General features: G+C 75.4%; 24 protein-coding genes and 1 riboswitch. Of the genes, 11 read left to right on the plus strand and 13 right to left on the minus strand.

The window, feature by feature from the left end; translation table 11 throughout:
* Window positions 1-9 precede the first annotated feature (9 nt).
* Together BM414_RS06310 and BM414_RS06315 are read right to left on the minus strand one after the other, a co-directional pair.
* On the minus strand, window positions 10-939 hold the full coding sequence (locus BM414_RS06310) for a ribonuclease Z (RefSeq protein ID WP_093578575.1): 930 nt from the start codon (window positions 937-939) through the stop codon (window positions 10-12).
* Window positions 940-1,041: 102 nt separating this feature from the next.
* Entirely contained in the window at window positions 1,042-1,458 is a 417-nt protein-coding gene (locus BM414_RS06315; protein WP_093578576.1) for a TFIIB-type zinc ribbon-containing protein, read from the minus strand.
* 63 nt (window positions 1,459-1,521) lie between these two features.
* Between BM414_RS06315 and BM414_RS06320 the strand changes: the two genes are divergently transcribed.
* Window positions 1,522-2,592, plus strand: a complete 1,071-nt coding sequence (locus BM414_RS06320; protein WP_093578577.1) for a DUF3616 domain-containing protein — start codon at window positions 1,522-1,524, stop codon at window positions 2,590-2,592.
* A gap of 1 nt (window position 2,593) precedes the next feature.
* Here BM414_RS06320 and BM414_RS06325 read toward each other — a convergent pair whose 3' ends face one another.
* Complete coding sequence (locus BM414_RS06325; RefSeq protein WP_093578578.1) at window positions 2,594-3,760, minus strand: MFS transporter; 1,167 nt, start codon at window positions 3,758-3,760, stop codon at window positions 2,594-2,596.
* A gap of 144 nt (window positions 3,761-3,904) precedes the next feature.
* Between BM414_RS06325 and BM414_RS06330 the strand changes: the two genes are divergently transcribed.
* The 7 genes from BM414_RS06330 to BM414_RS06360 all read left to right on the plus strand — a co-directional run bounded on the left by BM414_RS06330 (window position 3,905) and on the right by BM414_RS06360 (window position 12,259).
* Complete coding sequence (locus tag BM414_RS06330; protein WP_093578579.1) at window positions 3,905-5,581, plus strand: carboxylesterase/lipase family protein; 1,677 nt, start codon at window positions 3,905-3,907, stop codon at window positions 5,579-5,581.
* Window positions 5,582-5,748: 167 nt separating this feature from the next.
* Window positions 5,749-6,924, plus strand: coding sequence for an acyl-CoA dehydrogenase family protein (locus tag BM414_RS06335; RefSeq protein WP_093578580.1), 1,176 nt, complete (start codon window positions 5,749-5,751; stop codon window positions 6,922-6,924).
* A 7-nt stretch (window positions 6,925-6,931) separates the two neighbouring features.
* Complete coding sequence (locus BM414_RS06340) at window positions 6,932-8,086, plus strand: acyl-CoA dehydrogenase family protein (RefSeq protein WP_093578581.1); 1,155 nt, start codon at window positions 6,932-6,934, stop codon at window positions 8,084-8,086.
* 299 nt (window positions 8,087-8,385) lie between these two features.
* Window positions 8,386-9,927: a Re/Si-specific NAD(P)(+) transhydrogenase subunit alpha gene (locus BM414_RS06345; RefSeq protein WP_093578763.1), complete on the plus strand. Its 1,542-nt coding sequence runs from the start codon at window positions 8,386-8,388 to the stop codon at window positions 9,925-9,927.
* 3 nt (window positions 9,928-9,930) lie between these two features.
* Window positions 9,931-11,337 (plus strand): Re/Si-specific NAD(P)(+) transhydrogenase subunit beta, encoded by a 1,407-nt coding sequence (gene pntB / locus BM414_RS06350; RefSeq protein WP_093578582.1) that lies wholly within the window; start codon window positions 9,931-9,933, stop codon window positions 11,335-11,337.
* A gap of 38 nt (window positions 11,338-11,375) precedes the next feature.
* Window positions 11,376-11,768, plus strand: coding sequence for a hypothetical protein (locus BM414_RS06355; protein ID WP_093578583.1), 393 nt, complete (start codon window positions 11,376-11,378; stop codon window positions 11,766-11,768).
* A 56-nt stretch (window positions 11,769-11,824) separates the two neighbouring features.
* Window positions 11,825-12,259 carry a hypothetical protein gene (locus tag BM414_RS06360; RefSeq protein WP_093578584.1) on the plus strand — a complete coding sequence of 145 codons (435 nt, stop codon included), beginning with the start codon at window positions 11,825-11,827 and terminating at the stop codon, window positions 12,257-12,259.
* Here BM414_RS06360 and BM414_RS06365 read toward each other — a convergent pair.
* On the minus strand, window positions 12,204-13,091 hold the full coding sequence (locus BM414_RS06365) for a pentapeptide repeat-containing protein (protein ID WP_093578585.1): 888 nt from the start codon (window positions 13,089-13,091) through the stop codon (window positions 12,204-12,206). The two genes, BM414_RS06360 and BM414_RS06365, sit on opposite strands and share 56 nt — an antisense overlap.
* Window positions 13,092-13,113: 22 nt before the next feature.
* On the opposite strand from BM414_RS06365, the gene BM414_RS06370 reads away from it, so the two are divergent.
* Both BM414_RS06370 and BM414_RS06375 read left to right on the plus strand, forming a co-directional pair.
* Window positions 13,114-13,506, plus strand: a complete 393-nt coding sequence (locus BM414_RS06370; protein WP_175551452.1) for a VOC family protein — start codon at window positions 13,114-13,116, stop codon at window positions 13,504-13,506.
* A 241-nt stretch (window positions 13,507-13,747) separates the two neighbouring features.
* Entirely contained in the window at window positions 13,748-13,978 is a 231-nt protein-coding gene (locus BM414_RS06375; protein WP_093578586.1) for a hypothetical protein, read from the plus strand.
* A 114-nt stretch (window positions 13,979-14,092) separates the two neighbouring features.
* Here the strand turns inward: BM414_RS06375 and argG are convergent, their stop codons facing one another.
* On the minus strand, window positions 14,093-15,544 hold the full coding sequence (gene argG, locus BM414_RS06380; protein ID WP_093578587.1) for an argininosuccinate synthase: 1,452 nt from the start codon (window positions 15,542-15,544) through the stop codon (window positions 14,093-14,095).
* 82 nt (window positions 15,545-15,626) lie between these two features.
* Between argG and BM414_RS06385 the strand changes: the two genes are divergently transcribed.
* A complete protein-coding gene (locus tag BM414_RS06385) occupies window positions 15,627-16,910 on the plus strand; it encodes a M18 family aminopeptidase (RefSeq protein WP_093578588.1) in 1,284 nt (427 codons plus the stop codon).
* Here the strand turns inward: BM414_RS06385 and BM414_RS06390 are convergent.
* The 8 genes from BM414_RS06390 to BM414_RS06425 all read right to left on the minus strand — a co-directional run bounded on the left by BM414_RS06390 (window position 16,898) and on the right by BM414_RS06425 (window position 24,339).
* Window positions 16,898-17,287 (minus strand): hypothetical protein, encoded by a 390-nt coding sequence (locus BM414_RS06390; protein ID WP_245784528.1) that lies wholly within the window; start codon window positions 17,285-17,287, stop codon window positions 16,898-16,900. The two genes, BM414_RS06385 and BM414_RS06390, sit on opposite strands and share 13 nt — an antisense overlap.
* Before the next feature lie 75 nt (window positions 17,288-17,362).
* Complete coding sequence (locus BM414_RS06395) at window positions 17,363-18,091, minus strand: DUF72 domain-containing protein (protein WP_093578590.1); 729 nt, start codon at window positions 18,089-18,091, stop codon at window positions 17,363-17,365.
* A gap of 16 nt (window positions 18,092-18,107) precedes the next feature.
* Window positions 18,108-18,950, minus strand: a complete 843-nt coding sequence (locus tag BM414_RS06400) for an SDR family NAD(P)-dependent oxidoreductase (protein WP_093578591.1) — start codon at window positions 18,948-18,950, stop codon at window positions 18,108-18,110.
* Window positions 18,950-20,470 carry a flavin-containing monooxygenase gene (locus tag BM414_RS06405; RefSeq protein ID WP_093578592.1) on the minus strand — a complete coding sequence of 507 codons (1,521 nt, stop codon included), beginning with the start codon at window positions 20,468-20,470 and terminating at the stop codon, window positions 18,950-18,952. Before BM414_RS06405 ends, BM414_RS06400 begins: the two co-directional genes overlap by 1 nt.
* 75 nt (window positions 20,471-20,545) lie before the next feature.
* Window positions 20,546-21,211 carry a TetR/AcrR family transcriptional regulator gene (locus BM414_RS06410; protein ID WP_093578593.1) on the minus strand — a complete coding sequence of 222 codons (666 nt, stop codon included), beginning with the start codon at window positions 21,209-21,211 and terminating at the stop codon, window positions 20,546-20,548.
* A 33-nt stretch (window positions 21,212-21,244) separates the two neighbouring features.
* Window positions 21,245-21,904, minus strand: a complete 660-nt coding sequence (locus BM414_RS06415) for a class I SAM-dependent methyltransferase (protein ID WP_245784529.1) — start codon at window positions 21,902-21,904, stop codon at window positions 21,245-21,247.
* Between the two features lie 7 nt (window positions 21,905-21,911).
* The gene (locus BM414_RS31300) at window positions 21,912-22,895 is read right to left on the minus strand and encodes an aggregation-promoting factor C-terminal-like domain-containing protein (RefSeq protein WP_139245725.1); all 984 of its coding nucleotides are present in this window, start codon (window positions 22,893-22,895) and stop codon (window positions 21,912-21,914) included.
* Between the two features lie 248 nt (window positions 22,896-23,143).
* Window positions 23,144-23,303, minus strand: a riboswitch (cyclic di-AMP (ydaO/yuaA leader).
* A gap of 151 nt (window positions 23,304-23,454) precedes the next feature.
* Entirely contained in the window at window positions 23,455-24,339 is an 885-nt protein-coding gene (locus BM414_RS06425) for a DivIVA domain-containing protein (RefSeq protein WP_093578594.1), read from the minus strand.
* Between the last annotated feature and the right edge of the window lie 2 nt (window positions 24,340-24,341).

A 24,341-nucleotide genomic window follows, 5' to 3' on the forward strand; every position in this document is an offset into this window, starting at 1 on the left:
CGGCCGCGGTCACCCGCCGGGGGCGTCCGCCCGCGGGGGCACCGGGACCCGCTGCAGGTCGGCGGCGACGACGAGGTCGCCGTCGAACTCCGCCCGCGCCTCCTCCTCGAAGGCGCGGGGGTCGGGGTACCGCTGCGAGAAGTGGGTGAGCACCAGCCGGCGCACCCCCGCCTGCGCGGCCACCCGCGCCGCCTGGCGCGCGGTCAGGTGGCCGTACCGGTGCGCCAGCACCGCGTCCTCGGCGAGGAAGGTCGACTCGATGACCAGCAGGTCGGCGCCGTCGGCGAGCGCCGCGACGCCGTCGCACATGCGGGTGTCCATGACGAAGGCGAACCGCTGCCCGCGGCGGTGCTCACTGACGTCGTCGAGGCGCACCGTCGTCTCCCCGACGCGCAGCGCGCCCTCGCGCTGCAACCGGCCGACGTCGGGCCCGGTGACCCCGGCCGCGGCGAGCCGGTCGGGCAGCATCCGCCGGCCGTCGGGCTCAACGAGCCGGTAGCCGTAGGTCTCGATCGGGTGCTCGAGCCGACGCACCTCCAGGACCCCGGCCGGGTCCTCGGCCAGCCGACCCGGGCCGGTCACCGGCTCCTCGCGAATCTCGGCGAGGTCGGCGAACGGCGTGGCGTGCCGCAGCCGGTCGAAGAAGACCTGCCCCGACGCCGGGTAGTGCGCCGCCACCGGGTGCGCGACGCCGTCGAGCGACATCCGCTGCACCACCCCGGGCAGTCCCAGGCAGTGGTCGCCGTGGAAGTGGCTGAGCAGGACCCGGTGCACGGCGCTGCTCGGGACACCGGCCAGCAGCATCTGCCGCTGGGTGCCCTCGCCGGGGTCGAACAGGAAGCCGCGGCCGTCCCACCGCAGCAGGTAGCCGTTGTGGTTGCGGGTGCGGGTGGGCGCCTGGCTGGCGGTGCCGAGCACGACCAGCTCCCGCGCCGCCACACCGGCGACGCTACCGGCGCGGCGCCCGGGTCCCTCCGCGAGCGCTCGTGCTCTGCCCACACCCGTGGGCAGAGCACGAGCGCCGGCAGGACGCGAGGCCGCTCAGCCGAAGAGGTCAGACAGGAAGGACTCCTTGCGCTTCTTGCCGTGCGAGCCGTACGACCCGTGGGACGACGACGAGTGCGACGAGCCGCGCACCGCGCCGAGCACCTCGTTGACGACGGCGCCCAGTCCCGCACCGCCGGCGGCCGGGTACTGGGCCCCGTGCTGCTGCGGTGCGCCGTACTGCTGTGCCGGCTGCTGGGCGTGCTGGTCCCCGGAGTGCTGGCCACCGGCGTACTGGCCACCGGAGTGCGCGGCTGCCGGGGCGCCGTGCCAGGAGTTCTCGGCGTCGATCAGCCGCTCGAGCTCCCCGCGGTCGAGGAAGATCCCCCGGCACTCGGTGCACTGGTCGACGTGGACGCCGTTGCGCTCGTAGGTGCGCATCGCGCCCTGGCACTTGGGACAGACGAGATCCATGCCGCACGGTACGACGCTCCGGATCCACCCGGAGACCGCGATCGCGTGCCAAGGTGCGCGCCCGTGACGACAGAGCGCACGGTGATCCTCCGGTTCGGCACGGCCGCCCGGGAGAGCGCCACCCACACCAACCTCTCCGCGATCCGCAGTGACGGGCCGGTGCTCTGGGTCGCCGGCGACGAGACCGCGACCATCGAGCGGCTGGTGGCCGACGACCCCGCCGACCCCACCTGCTACGGCGACCAGACCAGCTTCTCCCTCGCCGACCTGGTGCCCCTGCCCGGCGGCAGCGGCCCGGGGGTCGAGGAGGAGGCCGACATCGAGGGCCTCGCCCGCACCGGCCACGCGCTGTGGGCGGTCGGGTCGCACAGCCTGCGGCGGCGTCGCATCCGCGACGAGCACGACGGGGACCGGGCGTTGCGCCGCCTGGCGAAGGTGACCGGCCAGCCGCGCCGGCAGGTGCTGGTGCGCATCCCGGTCGTCGACGTCGACGGGCTGCCCACCCTGGTGAAGGACGACGGCACCCGCTGCGCCGCCGTCTTCGGCGCCCGCGGCAAGGACCTGCGTGACCTGCTGGCCGACGACGAGCACCTGGCGCCGTTCCTGCCGATCCCCGGCAAGGACAACGGCCTCGACGTCGAGGGCATCGCCGTCTCCGGGGAACGCGTCTACCTCGGCCTGCGCGGGCCGGTGCTGCGTGGCTGGGCCGTGGTGCTGGAGCTCCGGCCCGAGGTCGACCGGCACGACCCCGCGCGGCTGCGACTGAGGAGGTTCCCCGACGGCCGCCGCTACCGCAAGCACGTGCTGCGGCTGGCCGGCCTCGGCGTCCGCGACCTGTGCCCGCAGGGCGAGGACCTGCTCGTGCTCGCCGGGCCGACGATGGACCTCGACGGGCCGGTGTACGTCTACCGCTGGCACGGTGCGTGCGGAGCGGAGGAGCCGACCGTCGTCCGCGGCGACCTGCTCACCCGCGAGCTGTCCCTGCCCTTCGGCGACGGCGACGACCACGCCGAGGGCATCGGCCTGCTCGGCCCGGCGGAGGACGGCCGGCTGATGGTCGTCTACGACAGCCCGGCACCCGAGCGGCTCACCGACGACGGCGGCGTGCTCGCCGACGTCGTCCGGCTGCCCTGACTCAGCGCACCTCGACCGGCCGGGCGGCGACCAGCCCGGCCGCCGCCAGGCCGAGGCCGAGGGCCAGCAGGAGCAGCAGCGGCGCCGTCCAGCCGCCGGTGACCTCCGACAGCGCGCCGACGACGACCGGGCCGAGGGCGCCGACGCCGTAGCCCACCAGTTGGCTCATGCCCGAGAGCCGGGCGGCCACCGCCCCGTCGGCGGCGCGCAGCACCACGAGGGTGACCGCGAACGCGATCCCCGCGCCCTGCGCCAGCCCGCCGACGGCCGCCCAGGCCGGCCACGAGCCGGGCAGCACGAGCAGCCCGGCGACCGGCACGGACCACAGCGCCGCGACGCCGAGCGCCAGCCCGGCCTGCCCCCGCCGGCGGGCGAGGACGGCGGGCACCAGCAGGCTCCCGGCGATGCCGAACACCTGGAACACCGACGCGGCCAGCGAGCCGGTGGCCGCGTCGGTGCCGGCGCGGTCGGCCAGCAGCGTGGGCAACCACGCCGTGAGCGTGAAGTACAGCGTCGACTGCAGCGCCTGCACCGCGGTCACGGCCCAGGCGACCGGCGACCGCCACAGCGAGCCGTCGGACGGCGCGGTCGCCGGGGCGGGGCCCGCAGCGGCGGCACCCCGCGCGGCCCCCGCCCACACGACCGCGGCGACGAGGGCCAGCAGCCCCTCCGCGGCGAGCGCGCCCCGCCAGCCGAGCACGGCCGCCAGCGGCGCGGTGAACGCGGCGCCGGCGGCGGCACCGGCCACCAGCGCGGCGGTGTAGAGGCCGGTCACCGTGCCCGCCCGGTGCCCGAACCCCTTGGCGACGGCCGGCAGCAGCACGTTGCCCACCGTCATCGCGGCACCGACGAGGAAGGTGCCGGCCAGCAGCACCGGGGAGCCGCCGAGGACCCGCAGCCCCTGTGCCCCCGCGAGCAGGACCATCGACCCGAGGACGGCGGCCCCGGGACCGATCCGGCGGCCGAGGGCGGCGCTGGCCGGCGCGAGCAGCGCGAAGCACAGCACCGGCAGGGTGGTCAGCAGCCCGGCGGCGGCCGCCGAGAGACCCAGGTCGGCCCGGACGTCGTCGAGCACGGGGCCGACGGCGGCGATCGCGGCGCGGAGGTTGAGCGCGGTCAGCAGGACGGCGGCCAGCAGCAGCCGGCCACCGGGCATCGCGGCCGGCACGGGCACATCCTGCTCCGCCCCTGCGCTGCCGCCCCACCGCGGGGCCGGAGGGCGGTTGGCGATCGTGAAACACGACGGGTTACTGTCCCAGCCGTCCGTGGCCCGGGTCACACCGTCGTGCCGGGCCGGAAACCTGGAGGTCTCGTGCCCCACTCCGTCCCCCGGCGGCTGCGCAGGTCACTGCTCGCCGTCCTCACCGGCGTCGCGCTCACCGCGGGCGCCCTCGCCACGGCCGCGCCGGCCGCGGCCCACCCCGGCTCCGGCGGCGGCCCGCGCGACCGCGCGCCGCTGGTCGTCCAGACCGACGGCGGCGCCGTGCAGGGCTCGAGGCCCGGCGACCACCGCCTCTTCCAGGGCATCCCGTTCGCCGCCGCGCCGGTCGGCGACCTGCGCTTCCGCCCGCCCCAGCCCGCACCGAGCTGGCCCGGCACGCTCGACGCGACCGAGCCGGGCAGCCCCTGCCCGCAGGCGTCGAGCCTGACCAACCCGACCTCCTCGACCGACGAGGACTGCCTGTACCTCAACGTCACGACCCCCGCGGGGCTGGACACCCACCGCCGGGACCTGCCGGTCATGGTGTGGATCCACGGCGGCTCCTGGCGGACCGGCAGCGGTGACCGCTACGACGCCAGCAAGCTGGCACTCGAGGGCGACGTCGTCGTCGTGACGATCAACTACCGCCTCGGCCCGTTCGGCTTCCTCGCCCAGGACGACCTCTCGGCCGCCGTCGGCCCCGAGGGGTCCGGCAGCGCGGGTCTGCTCGACCAGCAGGCCGCACTGCGCTGGGTGGAGCGCAACATCGAGGCCTTCGGCGGCGACGAGCGCAACGTGACGATCTTCGGTGAGTCCGCCGGCGCGTCCTCGGTGTGCGCGCAGCTGGCCTCCCCCACCGCACGCGGCCTGTTCGACAAGGCCATCGCCCAGAGCTACAGCTGCACGACCGAGTACGCGACGCTCGACGAGGCCGAGGCGGTCGGCGAGACCGTGGCGACCACGGTGGGGTGCACCGGCGACGGCCCGGCCGTCGTCGAGTGCCTGCAGGCCAGGCCCGTCGCGGACCTGCTGGCCGCATGGCCGGCCGGCGGGGGCTCGTTCGTCGTCGGCGGCTCGTCCCTGCCGGTCCAGCCGGCCGACGCGATCGCGTCAGGCAACTGGAACCGCGTGCCGGTGGTCCACGGCAACCTGCAGGACGAGAACACGCTGTTCACCCCGCTGAGCCTCCCGGCCGCCCAGCTGCCGACGCTGCTGGACCCGGCGAACTACCACGCGGTCCTCGCCCAGCGGTTCGGGGCCCGGGCCGGTGAGGTCGCGGCGCTGTACCCGCTGGCGGAGTACGGCTCGCCGCTGCGGGTGCTGGCCGCCATCGCCAGCGACACCGGCAGCGCGCTGTCGACCTGCGAACACGTGGACGCCTACGAGGCGCTCGACCAGCGGCCCCGCCGCGACGGGGTCTGGGCCTACCAGTTCCGCGACCAGGGGGCCGACCCGCTGCTGGACTTCTCGCGGCCGCCGTTCTCCTTCCCGGCGGGCCTGTACGAGGAGGGCGCCCAGCACGCCGGCGAGCTGCCCTACCTGTTCCCCGGCCTGTTCGGCAACGGGCTGGACGCCGAGCAGCAGGCACTGGCGACGACGATGGTGCGGTACTGGACCACCTTCGCCGCCACCGGCAACCCGAACGGGCGCGGGGTGCCGGCCTGGCACCGCTACTCCGACCCGTCGGACGTCCAGGGCCTGGACGTCGCCTCGGCCGGCGGGATCGGGCCGGTCGACGTCGCCGCGGAGGCCAACTGCGCGTTCTGGGACACCTTCCCGGCCGCCTGAGCAGCACCCCGGGCCCCGGGCGGCGGCACGACCTCGTGCCGCCGCCCGGGGTCCGGGCACGTCCGCCCTGCCTGTTGCACGTGCCGGATCTACTGCCCGGTAACAGATGTGGGATCGTCGGGGAACACGTCGAGACGGCGTCACACCGCCGTCAGGAGAGAGGTCCCATGCGGTTGCAGCTTTCCCCGGAGATGGAGGCCTTCCGGGATGAGATGCGCACCTTCTTCACCACCCAGGTGCCGCAGGAGATCCGCGACAAGGTCGCGGCCCACCGGCACCTGACCCGCGAGCAGTACGCGCAGGCCCAGCAGGTGCTCAACGCCGCCGGGCTGGCCGTGCCGCACTGGCCGGTCGAGTGGGGTGGCAAGGACTGGACGCCGCTGCAGCGCCACATCTGGCGCGAGGAGATGCAGCTGGCCAGCGTGCCCGAGCCGCTGGCCTTCAACGCCAGCATGATCGGCCCGGTCATCGCGGCCTTCGGCAACCAGGAGCAGAAGGAGCGCTTCCTGGCCAAGACGGCGAACCTCGACATCTGGTGGTGCCAGGGCTTCTCCGAACCCGACGCCGGCTCCGACCTCGCCTCGCTGCGCACCACCGCCGTCCGCGACGGCGACGACTGGGTGGTCAACGGCCAGAAGACGTGGACCACCCTCGGCCAGTACGCCGACTGGATCTTCTGCCTGGTCCGCACCGACCCGACCGCCGAGAAGAAGCAGCGCGGCATCTCGATGCTGGTCTTCCCGATGGACACCCCGGGCGTCACGCTGCGGCCGATCGAGCTGATCGACGGCGGCCACGAGGTCAACGAGGTCTTCTTCGAGGACGTCCGCGTCCCGGCCGACAACCTGATCGGCGAGGAGAACCGCGGCTGGGACTACGCCAAGTTCCTCCTCGGCAACGAGCGCGTGGGCATCGCCCGCGTGGGCGCCACCAAGAAGCTGATCTCCCAGGCCAAGGCGCACGCCCGCGAGGTCGTCGTCGGCGGCCGCCCGCTGTCGGAGGACCCCCGCCTGACCGCGCGGATCGCCGAGCTGGAGAACGAGCTGCTGGCGCTGGAGCTGACCGCGCTGCGCGTGGTCGCCAACTCCGCCGACGGCAAGCCGCACCCGGCCTCGTCGGTGCTCAAGCTGCGCGGCTCGGAGCTGCAGCAGGCCGCCACGGAGCTGCTGGTCGACATCGCCGGCCCGCTGTCGGTGGCGTCCTTCGCCGACGGCGGCTCGCAGGTGCCCGACTGGGCCCGGGTGGCCACGCCGCAGTACCTGAACTACCGCAAGGTCTCCATCTACGGGGGCAGCAACGAGGTCCAGCGGACCATCATCGCCGGCACGATCCTGGGGCTGTGAGCTAGCAGTGGACTTCACCTACGACAGCGAGCAGAACGACCTGCGCGAGGCCGTCGCCGGTCTCCTGGGCCGCGCCTACTCCGACAGCGAGCAGCGCCGCCGGGTCACCGCCACCGACCCCGGCTTCGACGAGAAGACCTGGGCCCGGCTGGCCGAGATGGGTGTGCTCGGCCTGCCCTTCCCCGAGGAGGACGGCGGCATGGGCGCCGGCCCGATCGAGGTGGCCGTCGTCGCCGAGGAGATCGGCCGGGTCCTCGCGCCCGAGCCGTTCGTCGAGGCCGTGGTCCTCGCCGGCGGCCTCGTCGCCGCGGTGGGCACCGCCGCGCAGCGGGCGGCGGTCCTCGGGCCGCTGGCCGAGGGCAGCAGCGTCCTCGCCTTGGCGCACGCGGAGCCGGCCACCCGGTGGAGCCCCTCGGCGGCCGCCGTCACCGCCACGCAGGACGGCGGCGCCTGGCGGCTGACGGGCGTCAAGGAGCCGGTGCCGAACGGCGCCCGCGCCGACGTCCTCGTGGTCAGCGCGGTCACCGACGGCGGCACCGCGCTGTTCCTCGTCCGGGGCGACGCCGAGGGCCTGGCCCGCACCGGCTACCGCACCCACGACGGCGGCCGGGCGGCGAACGTGACACTCGACGGCACTCCCGCCGAGCTGCTCGGCGAGGGCACCGCGGACCGCAGCGCCGACGTCGAGCGGGCCCAGGCCCTCGCCCGCATCGCCTACAGCGCCGAGGCCATCGGGGCGATGGACACCGCGCTCAAGACCACCGCGGAGTACCTGAAGACCCGCAAGCAGTTCGGCGTCACGCTGAACCGCTTCCAGGCGCTGACCTTCCGCGCGGCGGACATGTACGTGTCCCTGGAGCTGGCCCGCAGCACCGCGCTGTGGGCGAGCATGGTCGCCGACGCCGGTGGCGACGTGGTCGCCGCCGCCGTCCGCGCCCGGCTGCAGACCAGCCGCGCCGGCCGGCACATCGGCAAGGAGGCGATCCAGCTGCACGGTGGCATCGGCGTCACCGCGGAGTACTCGGTCGGCCACTACACCAGCCGGCTGACCGCGATCGACCACCTGCTCGGCGACGGCGACTGGGCCGCCGACCGGCTCGCGGCCACGGTCGACAGCTACCCGACGGTCGACCCGCTGGGCGCCCCCTACACCGGCGCCTGAGTCCCCGGCACCACGACAGCGGCCGGCGTCCCCGATCCGGGGGCGCTGGCCGCTGTCGTGTCCGGTCACTCGACGACGGCGCCCGGCGCTCACCCGCCCGGGTGGGGTCGGCACCGTGCACTTCCCGTGCACTCCTCGTGCGATCACCGTGCGATCCGCGTCACGATCGGGTCCCGGGAGGCGAGGGATGCCGGTGCGCCTGTCACGATGCAGCCCCGGGGTGGCGCCGCCCGCGTCCCCGCTGCACCACCCAGGCCCCGCCGGCAACGTCGCCGGCCCGAGCTGTCCTTGGAGTGCGCGTGCTCATCGGTGTGCCCGCAGAGACCCGGCGGAACGAGACGCGGGTCGCCGCGACCCCCACGAGCGTCGGCGCGGTGTGCGCCCTCGGCCACGAGGTCCTCGTCCAGTCCGGCGCCGGGGAGGCGGCCAGCTTCCCTGACGAGGCCTACGTCGCCGCGGGCGCCCGGATGGGGTCGGCGGCCGACGCCTGGGGCGCCGACGTCGTCCTGCACGTCAACGCCCCGACCGGCGACGAGATCGGCCGCCTGCGCCCCGGGGCGGTCCTGGTGAGCCTGCTGGCGCCGGCGCTCTCGCCGGACCTGGTGCAGGCGCTGGCCGCCCGCGGCGTGACCGCGCTGGCCATGGACGCCGTCCCCCGCATCTCCCGCGCGCAGTCGCTGGACGTGCTGTCGTCGATGGCCAACATCGCCGGCTACCGGGCGATCGTGGAGGCGGCGCACGCCTTCGGCCGGTTCTTCACCGGGCAGGTCACCGCCGCCGGCAAGGTGCCGCCGGCCAAGGTCTTCGTCGCCGGCGCCGGCGTGGCGGGGCTCGCCGCCATCGGCGCCGCCAGCAGCCTCGGCGCGATCGTGCGCGCCACCGACGTCCGGCCCGAGGTCGCCGAGCAGGTCCGCTCGCTGGGCGGGGAGTACGTCGGCGTCCCGGCCGACGAGGCCGAGGCCGCGAGCAGCGGCACCGGCTACGCCTCGGTGACCAGCGAGGACTTCAACGCCCGCGCCGCGGTCATGTACGCCGAGCAGGCCCGCGACGTCGACGTCGTCGTCACCACCGCGCTCATCCCCGGCCGCCCGGCGCCGCGGCTGCTTACCGAGGAGATGGTGGCGAGCATGTCGCCGGGCTCGGTGGTCGTGGACATGGCCGCCGCGCAGGGCGGCAACGTCGCGGGCTCGGTGGCCGACGAGGTGGTGGTGACCCCGAACGGCGTCACGATCATCGGCTACACCGATCTGCCCGCCCGGCTGCCGGCGCAGGCCTCGCAGCTGTTCGCCACCAACCTGGTGAACCTGCTCAAGCTGCTCACCCCGGGCAAGGACGGCCGGCTGGTCCTCGACATGGACGACGTCGTCCAGCGGGCGATGACCGTCACCCGCGACGGCGAGGTGCTGTGGCCCCCGCCGCCGGTGGCCGTCTCGGCCGCCCCGGTGGCCGCCGCTCCCCCGCCGGCGCCGCTGCCACCTCCTGCGAAGAAGGCGCCGGCGCCCGGACGGCGGGCCGCGCTGGTCGGCCTCGCCGCCGCCGTGCTGTTCCTGCTGGCGGCGTTCTCGCCCGACCAGCTCATCGGCAACCTGACGGTGTTCGCCCTGGCCGTCGTCGTCGGCTTCTACGTCATCGGGCACGTGCACCACGCGCTGCACACCCCGCTGATGAGCGTCACCAACGCGATCTCGGGGATCATCGTGGTCGGCGCGCTGCTGCAGCTCGGGCACGTGAGCACGGTCGTGACGGTGCTCGCGTTCCTCGCCGTGCTGCTGGCCAGCATCAACGTCTTCGGCGGCTTCGCCGTGACCCGCCGCATGCTCGGCATGTTCCGGAGGGCCTGAGCCATGACCGCCACCACCGCCGCATCCGCGGCCTACATCGTCGCCGGCCTGCTGTTCGTCCTGAGCCTGGCCGGGCTGTCGAGGCACGAGACCGCCAAGACCGGGAACGCGTACGGCATGGCCGGCATGGCCGTCGCGCTGGTCGCCACCATCGGGCTGGCCTGGCGCAACGGCGACCCGCTGTCGGTCGGGCTGATCGTCGTCGCGATGGTGCTCGGTGCCGCCATCGGCCTCTGGCGGGCGCGCATCGTCGAGATGACCGGCATGCCCGAGCTCATCGCGCTGCTGCACAGCTTCGTCGGCCTGGCCGCGGTGCTGGTCGGCTGGAACGGCTACCTGTCGGTGGAGGGCGCCCCCGCCGGGGAGGCCGAGCAGCTGGGCCTCCCGGTGGGCATCCACTCCGCCGAGGTCGCGATCGGCGTCTTCATCGGCGCGGTCACCTTCACCGGCTCGATCGTCGCCTTCCTCAAGCTGTCCGGGCGGATCAGGAGCAACCCGCTGGTGCTGCCGGGCAAGAACGCGTTCAACCTCGGCGCGCTCGCGGCGTTCGCCGTGCTGACCGTCGTCTTCGTCGTCTCGCCGGGCCTCGCGGTGCTCTCCGGGCTGACGGTGCTGGCGCTGGCACTGGGCTGGCACCTGGTCGCCTCGATCGGCGGCGGCGACATGCCCGTCGTCGTCTCGATGCTCAACAGCTACTCGGGCTGGGCGGCCGCGGCGTCGGGCTTCCTGCTCGACAACGACCTGCTGATCATCACCGGTGCGCTGGTCGGCTCCTCGGGTGCCTACCTCAGCTACATCATGTGCCAGGCGATGAACCGCTCGTTCGTCTCGGTGATCGCCGGCGGGTTCGGCAACGAGGGCAGCACCGCGTCGGCCGCCGTCGAGGGCGAGCACACCGAGATCACCGCCGAGGAGGTCGCGCAGCTGCTGCGCGACGCCGACAGCGTCGTCATCACCCCCGGCTACGGCATGGCGGTGGCGCACGCGCAGTCCGCCGTCGCCGACCTCACCCGCACGCTCACCGACAAGGGCGTCGAGGTGCGCTTCGGCATCCACCCGGTGGCCGGCCGGCTGCCCGGGCACATGAACGTGCTGCTGGCCGAGGCGAAGGTGCCCTACGACGTCGTCCTGGAGATGGACGAGATCAACGACGACTTCGCCAAGACGTCGGTCGTGCTGGTCATCGGCGCCAACGACACGGTCAACCCGGCCGCCATGGAGGACCCGGGCTCGCCCATCGCCGGGATGCCGGTGCTGCACGTGTGGGACGCCGAGCACGTCGTCGTCTTCAAGCGGTCGATGAGCACCGGCTACGCCGGCGTGCAGAACCCGCTGTTCTTCCGCGACAACACCCGGATGCTCTTCGGCGACGCGCGCGAGCGGGTCGAGGACATCCTGCGGGCACTGTGAGAGGGGCACGGTGAGAGAGGCACTGTGAGAGGGGCACCGTGAACGGCGGCGACGCCCTGGTCAGCCCGGCCTGGCTGATCGGCGGGCTGCGCAACGTGCCGGGCTACCTGGCCACCGCGCAGGGCGGGCTGACCTTTGTCAGCGACACCCCGGTGTTCGACGTCCCGCTGGCGCAGGTCACCGACGTCTCGTGGCCGTGGTGGTGGTTCGGGGGCGGCCTGAAGCTGACCGCGGCCGGGCAGCGGTGGAGGGTGACCTTCGTCCGGCCGAACGGGATGCCGGCGCCGCACCCGTCGATGCTGGCCACCGGCGTGGGCGTCTTCGGGCTGCTCAGCGGCACCTGGCAGGACATGGACGCGCTGCGCGGGCTCGCCGACGTCCGCAGCGGGCGGGCGGCCGGCAAGCGGTGGCGCGAGGTGCTCCCCGGCTGAACCGTCCGGATGGCTGCGGTTGCGGTCGGGACGGCCGGGGAGCGACGGTTGCGGTCGTGGACCCCTTCCGGCTCGGCATGCCCCGCATCCCCGGCCTCACCGAGCTGCTGACCACCCTGCAGGCGCAGACCGAGGCGCTGGCCCAGCTGCCCCGCACGCTGACCGAGCTCAACTCCGCCGTCCGGGAGCTGATCGCGGCGACGTCGACGGCGACGTCGGCCATCGCGTCGGCGCAGCGGACCGCCGAGCGGCTGGAGGACCTGGTCGGCGAGCTGGAGGAGCCGGTGCGGGCGCTCAAGCCGGGGCTGGAGCGGATGGGCCGGGTGCTCGACGACCCCGCGGTGGACACCATCCCCGACACGCTGCGCACCATCAACGAGGACCTCATGCCGATGATCGCGACGATCCGTCAGGCGCAGTCGCGGGTCGCCGGGGTCACCGGCCTGCTGCGCCGCCGCGGCCGCCCCGAGGACGGGGACGACCTGTACTGACCGGCGCACCGGCCGGCCAGTGCGCCGGGCGTTCGAGCGCGGCGGGCAGCCGGGTGCCGCCGTCGCCGCGGGCCGCGGCCACCTGCGGGCGGGTGAGGAACAGCGCGCCGGTGAGGTCGGCGCCGCGCAGGTCGGCCGCGCGCAGGTCCGCGCCGAGCAGGTCGGTGGCGGTGAGGTCGGCGCCGCGCAGGTCAGCGCCGATCAGGTAGGCGCCGCGCAGGCTCACCCCGCGCAGGTCGGCCCGGCGCAGGTCCGCGCCCACCAGGTCGGCTCCACGGCGGTCCCGCCCGCGGCCGCGCCGGCCCCGGCGGGCGGTCTCGCTGACCCGGCCCAGCAACTCCCCCGCCGCCGCCCGGACGGCGGCGGCGTCGACGGCGGCCAGGTCGGCCGGCGACCCGGCGGCCAGCCGCTCCGTGCGGTCCAGCGCCGCGGCGACCTCGCCCCGCAGCCCCGCGGGCAGCGGCAGGGCGGCGGCCTCGGTGAGGTACCAGAGCAGCTCGTGCAACTGCCGCAGGACGGGGAAGGCCGCGGCGACGCCGGGGTCGGCGGCCGGCCGCTCGACCGCCGCGACCGCCACCAGCCGCTGGCCGGCGCCGAAGCAGTCGAACACCGTGCACCCGGGGAACCCGCGCTGCCGCAGGTCGGCGTGGATGCCGCAGCGGGCGTCCCCGGTCAGGTGCACGCAGGCCCGCCCCGCGGGCTTGTCGATGGCGAAGTCGGCCGACGCGGAGAACGCCGGCAGCACGCAGCACAGGCCGGCGCACGACGAGCAGTCGGCGGCCAGGTCCCGTCGCCGGTCGGCGGGGACCGCCGCCGGGACGGGAGGGGTCACCGATCGAGGGTATGTGGGCGGCGTGGACGTCCTGAGCAGCCGGCTCCTGCTGCGGCCGGCCGATCCCGACCGCTCCCAGGCCTTCTACCGCGACGCGCTCGGGCTGGCCGTGTACCGGGAGTTCGGGCCGCCGGAGCACCGCGGCGTGGTGTTCTTCCTCGGCAACGGCCTGCTCGAGGTCTCCGGCCACGCCGACCGGCCCCCGCACGGCCTGGCGCTGTGGGTGCAGGTGCGCGACGTCGCCGCGGAGGTCGCCCGGCTCGCCGACGCCGGCGTTCCCGTCGTCGCGGCGCCGGTGCTGCAGCCGTGGGGGCTGCTGGAGGCCACGGTCGAGGACCCCGACGGCCTCCCGATCGTGCTCGTCGAGGTCCCCGCCGGCCACCCGCTGCGCACCGACCTGCGCCCGCCCGGCTGACGACCTCACCGCCGCGGAGGGGCTGCGGATCGCCCGCCGGGCGGCCGCCGCGGCGCCGCTGGGGTCGGCGACGCCGGTCTCCCACGACCCCGCCGGGAGCCCACCCGCAAAATTCCGCCCCATGTCGTTCCGCTGACGCTCAGCGATGGCGCGCCCAGGCACCCTTGCCACCGCCCGCCGGGCCCCGTTGTCTTCCCGGATCGGGCACCGAGGAGCGGCGCCCGGAGAGGGGGAGCGCGGGATGCCGATCTGGACGGTGCAGGTCACCGATGGCGGGGACGAGGAGATCGAGGCCGGACTGCTCGCGACGGAGAGCGGAGCCCTGGTCGCACTGACGGAGGACGGCCTGCTGACGCGCGCCTGGGCACCGGGCCAGTGGCGGACGGTGCGGCAGGTCGGTGGCGTGGGCCCCGACCCGGCCCGCGGGTCGGACGAGGAGGACGAACTCCTGGTCGGGCTGCCGCGCCGCTGACAGGACGGGGGTGCGGGGACCGCACTCCGGCCCGACGGCGGGACGGTGTCCCTGAGGGAGGCCGCTCAGGGACACCGTCGGCAGTGGCGCCGCGCACGACCCGCAGGCCGGCCGCTAGTCGTTGCCGGACTCCATGGCGGCGCGGTCCAGCGCCTCGTCGTCGACGCCCGCGGTGGCGCGGCCGGCGATCGCCTCGGCGCCGCCCTCGGTCATCCCGTCGATCAGCCCGGTGGCCGCGGCCTGCGCGGCGCCGATCACCGCGACCTCGCCCCCGCCGCCGACCATGCCGAGTGCGGCGTACTGCTCGAGCTTGGCGCGGGAGTCGGCGATGTCGAGGTTGCGCATGGTCAGCTGGCCGATCCGGTCCGTGGGACCGAAGGCGGGGTCGTCGGTGCGCTCCATCGACAGCTTGTCCGGGTGGTAGCTGAAGGCCGGGCCGGTGGTGTCGAGCAGCGACCAGTCCTCGCCGCGGCGCAGCCGCAGCGTGACCTCGCCGGTGACCGCCATGCCGACCCACCGCTGCAGGGACTCCCGCAGCATCAGCGCCTGGGGGTCCAGCCACCGGCCCTCGTACATGAGGCGGCCCAGCCGCCGGCCCTCGGCGTGGTAGGTCGCGAGGGTGTCCTCGTTGTGGATGGCGTTGACCAGCCGCTCGTAGGCCGCGTGCAGCAGGGCCATGCCCGGCGCCTCGTAGATGCCGCGGCTCTTGGCCTCGATGACCCGGTTCTCGATCTGGTCGGACATGCCCAGGCCGTGGCGGCCGCCGATGGCGTTCACCTCGAGCACCAGGTCGACGGCGGAGGCGTACTCCTTGCCGTTCACCGATACCGGCCGCCCGTTGGCGAAGCCGATGGTCACGTCCTCGGTCTCGATCTCGACGGCGGGGTCCCAGAACCGGACGCCCATGATCGGCTCGACGATCTCGATGCTCGCGTCGAGGTGCTCCAGGCGCTTGGCCTCGTGGGTGGCGCCCCAGATGTTGGCGTCGGTGGAGTAGGCCTTCTCCGCGCTGTCCCGGTAGGGCAGGCCGTGGGCGGTCAGCCACTCCGACATCTCCCGGCGTCCGCCGAGCTCCTCGACGAACTGCGCGTCCAGCCACGGCTTGTAGATCCGCAGCGACGGGTTGGCCAGCAGGCCGTACCGGTAGAAGCGTTCGATGTCGTTGCCCTTGAACGTCGAGCCGTCGCCCCAGATCTGGACGTCGTCCTCGAGCATCGCGCGCACCAGCAGCGTGCCGGTGACCGCACGGCCCAGCGGCGTCGTGTTGAAGTAGCTGCGTCCGCCGGAGCGGATGTGGAAGGCGCCGCAGGTCAGGGCCGCCAGGCCCTCCTCGACCAAGGCCTCCCGGCAGTCGACCAGCCGGGCGATCTCGGCGCCGTAGGCGGCGGCCCGGCCGGGCACCGAGTCGATGTCGGGCTCGTCGTACTGGCCGATGTCGGCCGTGTAGGTGCAGGGCACCGCGCCCTTGTCGCGCATCCAGGCGACCGCCACGGAGGTGTCGAGACCACCGGAGAAGGCGATCCCGACGCGTTCGCCGGCGGGCAGGGACGTGAGCACCTTGGACACGAGAGAGATTATGCACGACAACGCATGACCATTCACCGGTGGGGTCCGCGGACCAGTGGCGCCTCCGGGGGAGGATCGGCCGGTGCCCGACCTCTCCCCCGGCCTCCCACCCGGTGCCGACCTGCGCGCGTTCGTCGACGCCTCACCCTCGCCGTCCCACGCCGTGGCGGAGCTCGCCCGCCGGCTGACCGCCGCCGGCTTCACCGAACTGGCCGAGGCCGATGCCTGGTCGCTCTCCCCCGGCGCGGCGCACTTCGTCGTGCGGCACGGCAGCCTGCTCGCGTTCCGGCTGGGCAGCGCCCCGCTCGCCGAGGCCGGGATGCGGCTGGTGGGCGCGCACACCGACTCCCCCACCTTCCGGGTCCGGCCGCGGTCGGACGTCCGGCAGGCCGGCTACCGACTGGTCGGCGTCGAGCCCTACGGCGGCGGGCTGTGGCACACCTGGCTGGACCGGGAGCTGACCGTGGCCGGGCGGGTGGTGCTGCGCGGCGGCCGCACCGCGCTGGTGCGCCTCGACGGCGCCCCGCTGCGGCTGCCGTCGCTGGCGATCCACCTCGACCGCGGCGTGCGCGAGGGGCTGACCCTCGACCCGCAGCGGCACCTGGTCCCGGTGTGGTCGCGGGACCTGGACACCGAGCCCGGGCTGACCGAGGCGCTGGCCGATGCCGCCGGGGTGCGGGCCGACGAGGTGGTCGGTGCCGACCTGGTGCTGGCCGACACCCAGCCGGCGGGCGCCACCGGCGCCGACGGCACGTGGATCGCCGCGCCACGGCTGGACGACCTGGCCGGCTGCCACGCCGGGGTGACCGCGCTGACCGGCGCGGCGCCCGGCGAGCGCACGCAGGTGCTGGTCGCCAACGACCACGAGGAGGTGGGCAGCGGCTCCATGTCGGGGGCGCGGGGCAGCTTCCTCGAGGACGTCGTCCGCCGGCTGGTCGCGGTCACCGACCCGGACGACCCGCAGGCGCTGTCCCGGACGATCGCGCGGTCCCGGCTGGTGTCGGTGGACATGGCGCACGCCGTCCACCCGACCCGCTACGACCGGCACGAGCCCGCCCACGCCCCGCAGCTCGGCGGCGGCCCGGTGGTGAAGGTGAACGCCAACCAGGCCTACGCCACCGACGCGGCCAGCGGCGGCTGGTTCACCGAGCGGTGCGCCGAGGCCGGGGTGCCGTTCCAGTACTTCGTCTCCCGCGCCGACCTGCCCTGCGGCTCGACGATCGGCCCGCTGACCGCCACCCGGCTCGGGCTGGCGACCGTCGACGTCGGCGCGCCGATGCTCGCGATGCACTCCTGCCGGGAGCTCGCCTCGGCGCTCGACGTCCCGCTGATGGTGGCCGCGCTGACCGCCTGCTACTCAGGCTGAGGCGGCGGGTCGGTCGGGGCGCGGCGCACGACGTCGGCGAAGGACTCCTCGAGCCGCGCCCAGGTCGAGCTCCACTCGACCAGCGGGTCGAGGATCCGCTCGAAGACGGCGAGCTGCTCGTCGAAGGCCTGCAGCTGGCCGACCAGGCCCTCGATGAGCTGCCGCTGGGCCTTCACCGACGCGGCGATCGAGCGGACCTGCGCCGCCGACATCGCGCCCGGCGGGGACGGCAGGCGCGGCAGCGACAGCCCCGACGGAACGGCGCCGGCGGCCAGCCGGGTGGCCCGGTCGGTGAACCCGCGCAGCTGCGCGACGAACTCCTCGACCGACCGTGCGACCAGCCCGCCGTCGCGGGGCCTGTCCTCCGACTCGCTCACGCGCGCCTCCCCCGGCATCTCCCCGCCGCGGTCGGCGGGCTCCGGCCCAGTCTGGCGTTCCCGGGCCGCCCGCGCTCAGCCGCCGACCAGGCTCCGGAGGGTCTCGGCGTTCCGGACGGCGTGGCCGTGGCCGTCGTTGTTGAAGTACGCGTGGACGTCGCGCCCCTGCGCCGTCCACTCCGCGATCCGGTCGGCCCACCAGCGCAGGTCGGCGTCCGCGTAGGAGCCGGCGTACAGGTGCGTGGGGTCGGGCCCGTGCAGCCGGACGTAGACGAACGGTGCCGTCGCGCGCAGCACGCACGGCAGGCCGGCGCCGCTCATGACGCAGTAGGCGGCGCCGTGCCGCTCCAGCAGGGCGAAGACCGCCTCGTCGTGCCAGCTGGGATGGCGGAACTCGACGGCCACCCGCACCCAGTCGGGCAGGACGGTGAGGAAGTGGTCCAGCCGGGCGTCGTCGCGGGCGGCGGCCGGGTGCAGCTGCACGAGCAGCACCGCCCGCTTCGGCCCGAGCTCGTGCCAGGCGGCGGCGATCCGCTCGACCCAGGCCTCGGGCGCGTACAGCCGCTTGGCGTGGGTCAGGCCGCGCGGGGCCTTGACCGAGAGCTGGAACCCCTCGGGCAGGCGCTGCCGCCACCCGGCGAAGGTCGCGGTGCGCGGCCAGCGGTAGAAGCTCGCGTTGAGCTCCACGGTGCCGAACCGGCGCACGTAGTGCGCCAGCCGGTCCCGGGACGGTGTCCCCGGTGGGTAGAGGACGCCGTCCCAGTGGTCGTAGCTCCAGCCGGACGTGCCGACGTGGACGGCCACGGTCGCCCCCCTGGGGTCAGGCCCCGCGGCGCAGGCCGGCGAGCCGGGTGGCGGCGGCGAGCACCGTCCCGTACGAGCCGGGCGCCAGGCGCACGAGGACGTCCGGGACGACGGCGCTGGCGCCGATGAGCAGCCGCGGCCGGCGCCGCTCGACCGCCGCGACGATCCGCTGCGCGGCGCGGTCGGCCGGGTAGCGCAGCAGCCGGGCGAACTCCCGCTTGCCCTGCTCGGCCCCCGCGGCGTCGACCCCGCTGGCCACGCGGGCGGTCTCGGCGATCCGGGTGGCGATGCCGCCGGGGTGCACGCTGGTCACGCCGATGCCGTCCTCGGCCAGCTCGTGCCGCAGCGCCTCGGTGAACCCGCGGATGGCGAACTTGCTCGACGAGTAGGCCGCCTGCCCGGCCGGCGCCATGAGCCCGAACAGGCTCGAGACGTTGACCAGGTGCGCGCCGGGGTGCGCCTTGAGCACGGGCAGCACGGCGTGGGTGAGCCGGACGGCGGCGCGGAAGTTGACGTCCATGACCCACTCGAACTCCTCGAGGGTCACCTGGTCGAACCGCCCGCCGAGCGCCACGCCGGCGTTGTTCACCAGCAGCGTCGTCCCGGGGTGGTCGACGACGATCCGGTCGGCCGCCTCGCGCAGCTGCCCGGCGTCGGCGAGGTCGGCGAGGACGGTGTCCACCGACCGGCCCGGGGAGGCCGAGCGCACGGACGCGGCGACGCCGTCGAGCCGCTCGGCGTCGCGGTCGAGCAGCACCAGGTCCGTCCCGCGCGCGGCCAGCAACGGGGCCAGCGCGGCGCCGATGCCGCTGGCCGCCCCGGTGACGACGGCGGTGCCGGTGAAGTCGAACGGCCGCATCAGGCCGCCCTCTCCCCGGCGCTCGCCGTGGCGCGCTCGCGGACCGGGCGCGTGAACCGGATGCCCTCGTCCTCGACCGGGCCGCGCCGCATGAGCAGCACGTCGCGGATGTAGTTCTGGTACAGCTTCCACGGCGCCCGCGCGCCCTGCTGCGGCAGCGCGGTCAGGCTGCGCTGCACGTAACCCGCCGACAGCCCGATGAACGGCTCGACCCCGCCGTCGGCCGGGGCGAGCGGGGTGGCCGCCGCGTAGCCGTTGCGGTCCAGGTGGGCCAGCAGCCGGCAGACGTAGCGGGCGACCAGGTCGGCCTTCAGCGTCCAGGAGGCGTTGGTGTACCCGATGGTCATCGCGAAGTTCGGCACGCCGGAGACCATGAAGCCCTTGTAGGAGACCGTCTTCGACAGGTCCACGGCCTCGCCGTCGACGGTCAGCGTCATCCCGCCGATCGGCAGCAGTTCGAGCCCGGTGGCGGTGACGATCACGTCGGCGTCGAGGTGCCGGCCGGACTCGAGCAGGATGCCGGTCTCGTCGAAGGTCGCGATCCGGTCGGTGACGATCGACGCCGTCCCCCGGCGCAGCTCGCGGAACAGGTCGCCGTCGGGGACGACGCACAGCCGCTGGTCCCACGGGTCGTAGGGCGGCGCGAAGTGGGTGGCGACGTCGACGTCGGCGGGCACCTGCTTGGCCGTGGCCTTGGCGAGGACGCGCTTCATGACCTCCGGCCTGCGGCGGCTGAGCTGGTAGGAGGCCATCGACACCAGCACGTTCTTCCACCGCACGACCGGGTAGACGAGCCGGTCGGGCAGCCGGCGGCGCAGCTTCTCGGCCAGCGCGTCGCGGCCGGGCAGGCTGACGACGTAGGTGGGCGTGCGCTGCAGCATGGTCACGTGCGCGGCCTGCCCGGCCATGCTCGGCACCAGCGTGACCGCGGTGGCGCCGCTGCCGATGACGACGACGCGCCTGCCGGCGTAGTCGAGGTCCTCGGGCCAGTGCTGCGGGTGCACGACCTGCCCGCCGAAGCGCTCCTCGCCCGGGAAGTCGGGGCGGTGTCCCTGGTCGTAGCGGTAGTAGCCGGAGCAGACCGACAGCCACAAGCAGGTCCACGTCTCGGTCTCGCCGGTGCCCGTGCGCTCGGCGGTGACCGTCCACAGAGAGTCAGCGGTGGACCACTCGGCGGAGACCACGCGGGTGGAGAAGCGGATGTGCTCCTCGACGCCGTACTCGCGCGCGGTGTCGCGGACGTACTCACGGATCGAGGCGCCGTCGGCGATGGCCTGCGGCTCCGACCACGGCCGGAAGGAGTAGCCGAGGGTGAACATGTCCGAGTCCGAGCGCACGCCCGGGTAGCGGAACAGGTCCCAGGTGCCACCGATGGCCTCGCGGGCCTCGAGGACGGCGTAGGTCCTGCCCGGCAGCTCGCGCTGCAGGTGGCAGGCGGCGCCGATCCCGGACAGGCCCGCACCGACGATCAGCACGTCGACGTGCCGGGTGGTGGTCTCCGTGGGGACGGACTGCGTCATGGTTCTCCCTGTCGCGGCCGGGGTGACCCCACGAGACTAATCGACACCGTGTCGAGTCGCTCGACGACCAGTCGATCAAGCGGGTGCGGTGCCCGGGATGTCACTCCCGTAGACGGTGCGCAGCCAGACGGTGAGCAGGACGTCGATCAGGTCGTCCTCGGCGAGCGCCGGCGTCTGCCCGGCGTAGGTGACGTGGATGACCCGCTCGTTCATCCAGTTGAGCGCGACGGCGAGGTCGCGGGCGGGCGGCCCGGCCGGTGCGGCACCGCGGGCGCGCTCGGCCTCGATGGCCGCCGCGGTCTCCTCGACGAACCCGTCCATGATCGCCGCCCACAGCGCCCGCACCTCGGCGCTGGTGGCCAGCAGCGAGGCGGCTGCCGAGGTCAGGGCCCGGTGCGCGGCGAAGGTGCTGCGGACCGCCTCGAGGGCGCCCCGCCAGCTCGCGCGGACGTCGTCGCCGGCCCGGCGCAGCGCCGCCGAGCGCGACTCGCGCGCCTCGCCGACCACCCGGTCGAGCAGCGCCAGAACGACGGCGTCCTTGGACGGGAAGTAGAAGTAGAAGGTGGGCCGGGAGATGCCGGCACCGCGGGCGAGGTCGTCGACGGAGATGTCGGCCAGCGGCCGCCGCCCGAGCAGGTCCTCGGCGGTGGTCAGGATCGCGCGCTCGCGGTCGTCGCCCGAGGGCCGGCGCGGTCGGCGCCCGCGGCTGCCGCCGGGGGCAGCAGGGAGCGGTGCGGCCACGGCGGCGACCCTACCCAGCAGGTCCGCCCCGGATCAGGGCATCCGCCACACCGTGGTGCGGCGCACGCCCGGCCCCTCGGTCTCCGGCACCTCGTACACGGCCGCCGCCCCCAGGCGCTCGTGCGGCAGGTAGGGGCGGCCGGGGTCGCCGATCAGCACCTCGCACCCGCGCGCCCGGGCCCGGTCGAGGAAGGGCAGCACCCGCCCGGTCATCTCGCGGTCGTAGCAGACGTCCCCGGCGACGACGAGGTCGACGGCGGGCGGCTCGCGGTCGAGCACGTCGCCGGTGACGCTGATGCCCCGGACGCCGTTGAGGCCGGCGTTGACGCCCACCGCCGTCCGCGAGAAGGGGTCGACGTCGCTGGCCAGCACCCGGCGCGCACCGGCGAGGACGGCGGCGATCGCCACCAGGCCGCTGCCCGAGCCGAGGTCGAGCACGGTGCGGTCGACGACCGTGGCGGGCCCGTCGAGCAGGCAGCGGGCCAGGGCCTGCCCGCCGGGCCAGGCGGCCGCCCAGAACGGCGGCTCCTCCCCCGCTCCGCCGGCCGCGGTCTCCATCGCCTCCCACAGGCCGACGACGTCGTCGGCCACGTGCAGCCGGACCTCGGGGACGAGCGAGGGCCGGCGCACCTGGGTGTACGCGCGGACGAAGCCCGCGGGCACCACCCGGGTGGCCGGCCCTCCGTGGATCACGGGTCGATCAGTACCAGTTGTTGGCCTGCGAGTGCGCCCAGGCGTCGCACGGCGAGCCGTAGCGCTCCTCGATGTAGATCAGGCCGGCGTCGATCTGGCGGTAGCCGTCGGAGGTCTTGGCGATCCCGGTGCCGGCCCAGGTGGAGTCGAGGAACTGCGCGATGCCGTACGCGGTGCTCGTCGGGTTCTGCGCGTTGGGGTTCCAGCCGCTCTCCTTGCCCCACAGGTTCTCCAGGCAGGTGAACTGCGCGGCGCTCCCGACCTTGCTCATCGCGTAGTCCTTGAACGAGCCGCGGGAGGCGGAACCGGAGCTCGTGGAGCTGCTGGCGGCGGGCGGCGCCGCGGCCTGGCTCGCGGCCCGCTCGGCGGCCGCGGCCTCGGCGGCGGCCGCGGCCTCGGCCTCGGCGGCCTGGCGCGCGGCCTCCTGCTCGGCGGCCACCCGGGCGGCCTCCTGCTCGGCGGCGACCCGGGCGGCCTCCTGCTCGGCGGCGACGCGGGCGGCCTCCTCGGCGGCCCGGCGATCGAGCTCGGCCTGGTCGGCGGCGGCCTGGGCCGAGGCGGCGCTGGCCTCCTCGGCGCTGCGCTCGCTGCGGGAGGCGGCCAGGTCCTCCAGCGGCGCGAGGTCGGCCGGCTGCGGGGTCTGCTCGGCGGCCGGCTGCTGCGGGATGCCGAGCTGCTCGGCGACGCCGACCGAGGCGCTGACGGTGTCGGTGCCGGCGGAGGCGGCCGGGCCGGTGGTCGAGACGACGCCCACGATCAGGGCGCCGGCGGCGGCGGCACCGAGCAGCAGGGCCGGGCGGCGCGGGCCGAGCGGCGAGGTGCCGCGGCGCAGCCGGCGGCGGGCGCGCGGCGCGGGGACCTCGGCGGTGCCGGTGGTGGCGTCCACGGCAGGCAGCTCGCGGGTCTCGGCGGTGGCGGTGTCGGCAGTGGCGGTGTCGGGGGTGGCGGCGAGCTCGGTGGTCGCGGGCGCGCTGGCAGTGCGGCGGGACATGAGGGGGTGGGTGCTCCGTGGGAGAGTTCGCTCGGCGGCAGCCCGGGTCCGGGCGTGCGCACGTGGCGCGGTCTACGGGTGTCGCGGTCTACGGGTCCCCGGCGGCGCGATCGGCGGTGCGTTCGGCGGCGCAGGAGGCGGCGGGCAGGGTGGAGCCGGCGTCAGGAGGACGCAGAGGTGCGCTGTGCGCGCGAGCGGCTGCACCTGCGGGCCGCTGAGGCCCGGAGGCGGGGCATGCGGAGGCTCTCCGTTCTTCCGTCGGCCGCCTACCGAGTTAGCTGACGGGTTCGGGCGGGAAGAAGCCCTACGCGGTACCGAGCGGGCTCGGCGGGCGCGATTCACCCCAGGACTGCGGTGGGTCCCCGGCTCGCGCCCGTGGGTGCGGACACGACTCGGCGGCGTCCGGCCGGGCTCCCCGGGACGGGGACGAGACGACCAGCCGGACGCCGGTCACCGTACGGGCGTTACCGGTTCGTGACAACTCCCGGGGCCTGCGGGACCCCGGGGACGGCGGGTGCGGACCCGCTCCGGCCGGATGCCCGGCCGCCGTCGGCACTGCTCAGGACGCCGCGGCCACCTCGGGCCGGCCGGCCCCGTGCAGCGGTGTCACCTCGGACACGTCGCCGCCCCGGGACGCGCCGGCGGCCCCCTCCTCGGCGCAGACGGCCCCGCGCTTGTCGGCCAGGACGGAGACGTCGTCGGGCAGCACCCCCGCGACCACCGCGAGCGCCTCGTCGAGCTGCCCGGTCAGCCGGCGCAGCCAGTCGCGCGCCTCGTCGCGCTCGTCGCGCAGCGGCTGGAGCTCGGCCTCCGCGGCGCGCCGGCGCTCCAGCGCCTCCGCGTCGGCCCGGGCGCGCGCCTCGGCGGCCTCCCGGTCCAGCCGCTCGCGCTCCGCGGCGGCCGCGCGACCCAGCTCCGCGGCCTCGCGGCGGGCCGCCTCGAGCACCGCGGCCGCCTCGCTGCGGGTCTGGTCGCGGAGCGCGGTGACCGCCTCGCGCATCTCGGCCACCCCCGACAGCCGGGCCGCGGCCTCCGTGAGGGCGTCGGCGCGCACGCGCTCGGCCTCCTCCTCGGCCGCGGCGGTGATCGCGGTGGCCTCCTCCTCCGCCCGGCGCACCATGGCGAGCGCATCCTCCGGGCCCGGCAGGGACTGCCGCTCACGGACCAGCTGGGCCAGCCGGCGGCGGGCGTTCTGCAGCTCGGCCGAGCAGGCCGCGTAGCGGCTGAGCAGGTGGTCGTTCTCGCGGCGGAGGACGAGCACCTCGGTCTCGGCCCAGGACACGTAGTCGTCGACCTGCGTCCGGTCGTAGCCCCGGACGGCGCCGCTGAACACCGGCCCGGTGCCCAGCAGGCCGTCGAGCCCGCTCGGACGGTTCGGCGCGGGCGCAGAGCCCGTCCCCGCCGTCCCGTCGTCCCCCGTCGGGACTCCTGCTCGCTGCGACATCC

The sequence above is a fragment of the Geodermatophilus amargosae genome, assembly GCF_900116515.1.
Lineage (GTDB): Bacteria > Actinomycetota > Actinomycetes > Mycobacteriales > Geodermatophilaceae > Geodermatophilus > Geodermatophilus amargosae.

What these genes read in the sequence shown, in the direction of transcription:
- BM414_RS06315 (WP_093578576.1), bottom strand. Translation starts at nt 1,458, where the DNA reads ATGGATCTCGTCTGTCCCAAGTGCCAGGGCGCGATGCGCACCTACGAG.
- BM414_RS06335 (WP_093578580.1), top strand. Translation starts at nt 5,749, where the DNA reads ATGCGGTTGCAGCTTTCCCCGGAGATGGAGGCCTTCCGGGATGAGATG.
- pntB (WP_093578582.1), top strand. Translation starts at nt 9,931, where the DNA reads ATGACCGCCACCACCGCCGCATCCGCGGCCTACATCGTCGCCGGCCTG.
- BM414_RS06375 (WP_093578586.1), top strand. Translation starts at nt 13,748, where the DNA reads ATGCCGATCTGGACGGTGCAGGTCACCGATGGCGGGGACGAGGAGATC.
- BM414_RS06400 (WP_093578591.1), bottom strand. Translation starts at nt 18,950, where the DNA reads ATGCGGCCGTTCGACTTCACCGGCACCGCCGTCGTCACCGGGGCGGCC.
- BM414_RS06405 (WP_093578592.1), bottom strand. Translation starts at nt 20,470, where the DNA reads ATGACGCAGTCCGTCCCCACGGAGACCACCACCCGGCACGTCGACGTG.
- BM414_RS31300 (WP_139245725.1), bottom strand. Translation starts at nt 22,895, where the DNA reads ATGTCCCGCCGCACTGCCAGCGCGCCCGCGACCACCGAGCTCGCCGCC.
- BM414_RS06425 (WP_093578594.1), bottom strand. Translation starts at nt 24,339, where the DNA reads ATGTCGCAGCGAGCAGGAGTCCCGACGGGGGACGACGGGACGGCGGGG.